Consider the following 6,453-nt stretch of genomic DNA (forward strand, 5'->3'; position numbering starts at 1 on the left):
GCGCAAGATCAAGAGGCGGTTGAACTGCGGAAACGTAGATCAGCCGCCTCTGTAGGTGCCGATTAATCATCCGCCCTGTTCAAGCGGCATGTTGGTATTCGTGAAGGTGCCGCCGTGTCGATCTCGTCGGTGGACGTCCAGGCGCAGGATCTGCCCTGGCTCGGTGATCGGTTCGGGCAGCGGGCGTAGCGGAGCGGCTTGATCGAGGGCCCGGTGCGGCCGGTGCTCGTTATAGAACGACTCGAACTCGCGCAGGGCGTGGAGCAGATGGCGTTGGTCCCATATGAGGGTGCGGTCCAGCAGTTCGCGTCGGCAGGTCTGTATCCAGCGTTGCATGATGGAGTTCATCCGGGGGATCCGGACACCGCTCTTGATGACCTTCAGGCCGGCATCGGTCAGCAGGGCGTCGAAGGCCTGCGTGAACTTGGAGTCCCGGTCACGAACCAGGAACCTGGCCCTGCTGTCCACGTCCTCAAGGTCCATGACGAGGTTGCGCCCGAGTTGCACCACCCATGCCGCGGTGGGATGTGCGGTGGCGCCCAGGATCCGAATGCGCCGGGTGGCGTGCTCGATGACCGCGAAGACGTACAGGCGCGCCCCGGTCAAGGTGTGGGTTTCGAAGAAATCGCATGCCAGCAGCGCGTCCGCCTGGCTGCGGAGGAAGTCGGCCCAGGTTGTGCTCTGCCGTTGCGGCGTGGGCGTGACGCCGTGTTCCCGCAGGATTTCCCAGACGGTCGAGGCAGCGACTTTGATGCCCAAGGCGGCGAGCTCTCCGTGGATTCTGCGGTATCCCCAGGAGGGGTTCTCGCGGGCCAGGCGCAGGACCAGTGCGCGGATCGAGCGGACCGTGGGTGGGCGTCCGCGCCGTTTCGGCGTGCAGGTCGCGGCATGGCGTCGCTTGATCAGGTCACGGTGCCAGCGCAGGACCGTGTCCGGCCGTACCAGCAGCAGGAGTTGGCATAGCCGTTGCCTGGGGAGGTGGTGGAGCAGGCCGGCGAGCACCACGCGGTCGGTGTCGGTGAACGTGGGTTTGCCGGCCTGGCGTTGCAGGAGGAGGAGTTGGTGGCGCAGGGTGAGGATTTCGATGTCCTTGTCACGGTCGCTCATGGGCAGGAGCCGCAGCAGCGTGAAGGCGTTCATCGCAGCGAAATAGGCCAGGCGCAGCAGCATGACAGATCATGATGCCGCCAGTCCGCCGCAGATGTGAACAGCGCAAGCGCGAACGGCATGACAGCAGACAGCCCGGGATCAAGGATCAAGCTCGTGACGTGCGCGGATGATTTGTCGGCACCCGCAGAGCCGGCGGATGCGGCGCATTGCCTCGGTCAGGTCCGGTGTGGTGGCGGCGAGCAGGTCGACCGCTTCGCGGATGTAGCGCCAGGCGGTGGCCACGCCGATGCCGAACCCGGCTGCGAGCTGGGCGTAGGTGTCGCCGTTGCGGAGGTGGGCCAGGGCGAGGAGGGCTTGCTGGCCGGGGTTGAGGCGTCGCCACCGCGTGCCCAGCGTCTGTCGATGGTTGCGGGTCAGGGTGGTGAGGTGGTTGAGGCTGCGGGTGGACAACGAGATCGCCGACGGGTAGGACAGCATCGAGAGGCTCCGCGGGAGGGCAGCGTTCTTGGTCGATTGCTGTTTTACCGGGAGCCGCTCCCGTCTCGACGACGGTCCTTGCCGTTCCGACGGCACCCCGCAGGACCAGCAGGACCAGCCGGATCAAACAGCTTTACCGCAAAGGCAAGCCGATCCCTGTCTTGAACCGAAAGGGACTCCATCAATGGTCAGTGAGCGGAATTCGCCGACGGTAGTGAAGGCGATGCTGTGCGGGCGGGCGCCGCCGGGTGACGAACAGTTCGCCGGGGGCCTGCGAGGTTGGTTCGAGAGCACCCTCGCAGGTCCGGCGGGCCTGTTGTGGCAACGACTGATCGCCCGGCCGGTCCAGCCGGGCGACGCCACCAGCTGGGGCGGCTCCCCGCCGGGCGACTTCACCGGTCCGCCGGAGCGATACGCCGGCGAGCCGGGAGAGACCTGGGCGGAGTACGGCTTCATCCCAGAAGGGCATGAGGAAACCGTCGGCGTGCAGCCGTTCACCTGGGCGGGCTGGGCCGACTGCCTCGACCATGTCGGCGTCACCACCGGCTTCGCGGAGCTGTGCATCTTCGAGCTGCACCGTATGGCACACTTCGTCGCGCCAGGTCCTCCCGGGGTGTCTGTCTCCGCCTCGGTCCGCACCCGGGGCGACGGCGCATTGTGGTACAGCCTGACGCTGAGAACCCCAGCAGACTGGGCCGGCACCCTCCTGCCGGTGCTCCGGGCGGCGGCGCAGAGCGCCAACCCGACGTACGGCGAGATCTCCTATGCGGCAAGACTGCGGCAGTCGGCCCGCGAGGTAGCGCTCAACCAGGACGGCAACGTAGGGCTGCTGTCCTCGGAGCGTTTCGCCCGCGGGTACTCATGGCTGACGGTGATCGCCCAGGACCTCGGTGAACGTCTGGGCGGCGTCGAGGCACTGCGTGACAGCGGCGCCTTCACTGAAGTCCAGGCGCTGCCCGGCGGCGGGTTCTGGCTGCTCGCCACCGACCGGATCGCTGACTACGGACCGGATCAGGCAGACCGCGTATTCAGCGCGCTTCGACCCGTCCTGGATCTCACGAAACACCCCGAGGCCGAGCGATACTACGACGAGCCGCGGCTACTGGCGCCGAAGGATCTCGGCCTGGCGTCGTAAGACTCCAAGGGAGGGCAACGTCCTTGGTCGATTGCCGTCTTACCGGGAGCCTTTCCCCGCCTCGACGCCTTCGATGCCCTTCCGACGGCACCCCACCTGACCAGCAAGATCAGGTTGGAAAAGGCTCACTGATTGCGAAATTTCGATATCGCCGTGGCGTGGCCTGGGGCACCTTCCTCCGCTTGCCCGACAGCGAGATGCTCGGCCGTGCCACCTCGAGCGGTCATCGGCCGCTCGCTGCGATCGAGTTCGTGAGACCGTGAGGCGCGGGGTCGGACCGGCCGTTCATGGTCTGCAGTCACCGGTCGGCTGTCGACCAGCCGGACGGTGACGGCCAATGCCCGTCGCGGTGGATTTGAACGCACGGGCGCGGAAGAGCACCCACCGAGCACACACGCGGGCCGGGCTGGGCACGAAGAAGGCTCCGACTGGAACATAAGTCCAGGTCGGAGCCTTGATCGTCGGTACGCCGCGTAGGACTTGAACCTACAACCCGCAGATTAAGAGCTTGATTCGAACCATGCCGACCACTGGCGTAGGCCCCGTTTGAGCCCATTTTATGCTGATTGATGATGCGAGTCACGCGACGATAGGTCGTTGTGTGCCGTCGAATGTCCGTCCGTACGGTAGCGGTCGATCACACGCCGATCACAAGTGTTGGGTGGCCGTACCAGGCCGGTGGCGCCGTGGATGAGCTGGCCGGTCTTCTCATCCTGGATAGTCGGTGCGGGGCCCGGGTCCGCGGTCACGGTGACCGGCCGCTGACAGTCGTGCCGCGCTGCAGCATCGCTGCGCCGCGCTTGTATCGCGGTATGTGCGGGCGCCTAACCGATCCGTGCTGTCGCCGTCGGCTCGTTGGCCGGCCGCGTAGGTAGTTTGCTCGTCACCAGGTGGCAGCTGTTGCGGCTGCCGTTGTCGCGGCGGTTGTGGCGTCCTCGACGGGTCCAGTCGGACCGTCGTAGATGTGCACCCTGAAGGTGGCCTCGCCCGTCGGGTGGAACGCCAGGCCACGGCGTACACCATGAACGGAATCGGCTGCGTGCAGCAGATGCAGGGTGCCATGGCTGACCCACGGTCGCAGCGCTCGCAGTATCTCATTCGCCGCGGCCGCCGTGACGATCGCGTGCAGGAACGATTCATCATTGTTGGTCAGGACGCTCCACAATGTTTCGGTCGCGGCCTGAGCACCGCTGGCCTGGAGGTACCGCGCTACGTCGCTGCACAGATCCCGCAACGGCAGGTCGTCCTGCCAGGCCCGCAGCGTGTTGACGACGTCGTCCACACCGGGCGCGTACCCCCAAGCCACGAGCTCACCGCGGTGGTCCCAGACCGTCACCAAGTTTGTACCGCTGCTGCGCCGGCGGACGCTGATGTAGCCGCCTGCCGTGAACAGGATCGCGGCTACAGGCCCATAGCGGTCCCGACCATCGCCGAGCCGTGTCAGCGGCGCCCCAGATAGCTCGGCACGACGACGCAACTCCTCAACAAACGTCACGTGCTCACGGTATCCACGCGTCAGTCCGAAGGGTCGGAACAAGACACGGGCGCCCGACCAAGGGCAGATGTGCGCGTCGCTAAGCCGTAGGTTGTGCGTCGGCGCATCACGGATGTCCGCGGTCGGCAATCAGTCCGCAGGACCGCCGGGGCCGAACGCGTCCTCGAGCATCTCTGCGTGCTCGGCGTCGGTCGCGCCGCGCCACGCACCGGTCGTCGGGTCCTGGACCAGCCACGGCTGGTGCAAGGTGCCCTCCGCCCATTTCACGAACCAGTCAACGACTGTCACGTACTGCGGGAACCGGCAGGGCACGCCGTCCGGTGCCGGATTCGGGTCGCAACCCCACACTTGGCCGTCGGCGAGGTCCAGTTGGCTGCTGATGCTGCAGCCCCAGTCGCACAAGGTGAGGATATGGCCTTTGCGCCCGCCCCGCGCGTTGGTGCTGCCTGACTGGTGCAGGTCGCGGAGGCTGAGGAGACCGTAGCCAGGGCCGAAACCGCCGTTGCCGACTTCCAGGTAAAGTCGGCGCAGCAGCGACGGCAGCGGACGTCCGATCAGTTCCTCCGCCTCCGCGACCACGGCCGGCGATGCCGGTCGCAGCGGCGCCAGCGGGCCAGCCGACAGGCCGTCGAAGTACGGGCCAGCGGCGATCCGTCGGACCACCGCCTCGAAGGCGAGATCCTCCCTTTGCGACACGCCTCGCAGCGTAGCCGCACGCCGCTGAAGTACCGAGAGGTGCTCGGTCATCCACAGGACAGGAAGCCCCGCCGCATAGATGTCGGTCACGGCCGATGGCGAGCTCGAGCCGTCCGCCGCGCACCATCGGCGGCAAGAGCGGATGCGGACCTCCGTCGCTGATGGGACGATCATTGGCATGGACGCGAGGCCGCTGAATCAGCGAGAGCGAGCGGTTCTTGAGGCGCTGCTGGCCGTTGATTTCCAGGACGTCGAGACCCTGCGGCGCCAGGCGGCGGAAGTGGTCGTCGTCGGCACGTGCGGCTGCGGATGCCCGTCCATCGATTTCCAGCATGGTCACGGCCTCGGGATGGCCATAAGAGTCAATGCGGGCGTTCGAGGCTCCCATGACGGTCTCTTCCTTTACACGATCGAGGACCCTCAGCGGGGGGAGGTCCTCGGCGGCATCGAGTGGGTCGGTGTCGGGGAGACGGATCCAGATGAACTGCCATCGCCCGAACTGCTCGACATCCGGGCTGCTTGATTCGCCAGCCCACCCACCGCTCGCTCATCGGCGGAAGCGTGCACCGGTCCGCCCCGTTGACGCCGTCCGGGGGATAGGTGCGGACAGCAGCAGGGGTGTGAGGGCAGTGCTGAACGGCGGGCACTGTCGGCAGGGCAACGATGAGCGCTGGATTTCACGATGGGTGTATCAGCGCCGGCTTCGCGATCCTACGTCGCGCACCATAAGGGACATTCCGGTGCGCCGATCAAATCGCAGGCACCCCGATACCGAGCGGGCTCAGGCGTTGGGAGAGGTCCGCACCGTGCTGGTCCGGGTGGATCGACGGAGATGAGCGTTCGACCGGCCGATTGGGCCTGGAATTGCTCGACACCCGGTACTGGTTCGGACGGCAGGGCCGGGTGGGGTGGGACGGCCGGGTCGATGCTCGATGCGGCAGGGGTGGTCACCGCAGCTTGGCGCCGAGTCGTTGCAGCAGTGACGGTCGTGCGGGAGGTGGGGCGGGGGTCGCCGCGGCGGCAGGGAATGCGCCGGTGCTGTCGCGGACCACGGTGCGGGTGCCTGGCGGGGGCGGCTGGGTCGGGCGAGGGCCCGGGGGCGGGGTCTGCGGGGCGTGGACGGTGACGCCGTGGAAGTGGCGCAGGCCGTCGGTGACCCAGGTCCTCGTCCGGTCGCCGGCCTGCCGGCACTCGTGGTCGGGCAGGCGCTGCTCGTACCAGACGGACACCTCGCCGACAGGGGCCTCGGCCGCGAACCAGGTCGTGGTGATGTGGCCACCCGCGGCCGTGTAGGTGCGCAGCGTGTCGAACGGCGCCAGGCCAGGGGAGTGGCTCACGATCGGAGCGTAGGACACGGAAAGGGCCGCCGGGCGGGGGTGAACCCGCACGACGGCCCCGGGCCGATCGTGTTACGCGACGAACTTGACGCTCTGCCGGCGGCGGTACGCCATGAACAGCACCGCGCCGACCGCGATCAGGGCGGCGCCGCCACCGGTGAGCAGCCAGATGTTGGTGCCGGTGGTGGGCAGCGACGGGCCGC

7 protein-coding genes and 1 pseudogene are annotated in these 6,453 nt (G+C 67.4%); 2 read left to right on the top strand and 6 right to left on the bottom strand.

The window, feature by feature from the left end:
* Positions 1-66: 66 nt before the first annotated feature.
* Entirely contained in the window at positions 67-1,170 is a 1,104-nt protein-coding gene (locus tag ABZS58_RS29450; RefSeq protein ID WP_354786468.1) for an integrase core domain-containing protein, read from the bottom strand.
* Between the two features lie 141 nt (positions 1,171-1,311).
* A pseudogene (locus tag ABZS58_RS29455) lies at positions 1,312-1,587 on the bottom strand (transposase family protein); the annotation flags it as partial.
* Positions 1,588-1,771: 184 nt separating this feature from the next.
* Between ABZS58_RS29455 and ABZS58_RS29460 the strand changes: the two are divergent.
* The gene (locus ABZS58_RS29460; RefSeq protein WP_354786469.1) at positions 1,772-2,722 is read left to right on the top strand and encodes a hypothetical protein; all 951 of its coding nucleotides are present in this window, start codon (positions 1,772-1,774) and stop codon (positions 2,720-2,722) included.
* 883 nt (positions 2,723-3,605) lie between these two features.
* On the opposite strand, the gene ABZS58_RS29465 is transcribed toward ABZS58_RS29460, so the two are convergent.
* Both ABZS58_RS29465 and ABZS58_RS29470 read right to left on the bottom strand, forming a co-directional pair.
* A complete protein-coding gene (locus ABZS58_RS29465; RefSeq protein ID WP_354786470.1) occupies positions 3,606-4,217 on the bottom strand; it encodes a DUF6193 family natural product biosynthesis protein in 612 nt (203 codons plus the stop codon).
* Positions 4,218-4,346: 129 nt separating this feature from the next.
* Entirely contained in the window at positions 4,347-5,003 is a 657-nt protein-coding gene (locus tag ABZS58_RS29470) for a hypothetical protein (protein ID WP_354786471.1), read from the bottom strand.
* 88 nt (positions 5,004-5,091) lie between these two features.
* Between ABZS58_RS29470 and ABZS58_RS29475 the strand changes: the two genes are divergently transcribed.
* Positions 5,092-5,436 (top strand): hypothetical protein, encoded by a 345-nt coding sequence (locus ABZS58_RS29475; protein WP_354786472.1) that lies wholly within the window; start codon positions 5,092-5,094, stop codon positions 5,434-5,436.
* Positions 5,437-5,860: 424 nt separating this feature from the next.
* Here ABZS58_RS29475 and ABZS58_RS29480 read toward each other — a convergent pair whose 3' ends face one another.
* Both ABZS58_RS29480 and ABZS58_RS29485 read right to left on the bottom strand, forming a co-directional pair.
* Positions 5,861-6,250 carry a hypothetical protein gene (locus tag ABZS58_RS29480; RefSeq protein ID WP_354786473.1) on the bottom strand — a complete coding sequence of 130 codons (390 nt, stop codon included), beginning with the start codon at positions 6,248-6,250 and terminating at the stop codon, positions 5,861-5,863.
* Positions 6,251-6,322: 72 nt separating this feature from the next.
* On the bottom strand, positions 6,323-6,442 hold the full coding sequence (locus tag ABZS58_RS29485) for an LPXTG cell wall anchor domain-containing protein (protein WP_354786477.1): 120 nt from the start codon (positions 6,440-6,442) through the stop codon (positions 6,323-6,325).
* Positions 6,443-6,453: the final 11 nt, after the last annotated feature.

Origin of the sequence: Dactylosporangium sp. NPDC005555, assembly GCF_040605635.1 — a bacterium.
Classification (GTDB): Bacteria; Actinomycetota; Actinomycetes; order Mycobacteriales; family Micromonosporaceae; genus Dactylosporangium.

Bases quoted from the DNA above. Each gene is read 5' to 3' on its own strand.
- ABZS58_RS29450 (WP_354786468.1), bottom strand. From the start codon at position 1,170: ATGCTGCTGCGCCTGGCCTATTTCGCTGCGATGAACGCCTTCACGCTG.
- ABZS58_RS29460 (WP_354786469.1), top strand. From the start codon at position 1,772: ATGGTCAGTGAGCGGAATTCGCCGACGGTAGTGAAGGCGATGCTGTGC.
- ABZS58_RS29475 (WP_354786472.1), top strand. From the start codon at position 5,092: ATGGACGCGAGGCCGCTGAATCAGCGAGAGCGAGCGGTTCTTGAGGCG.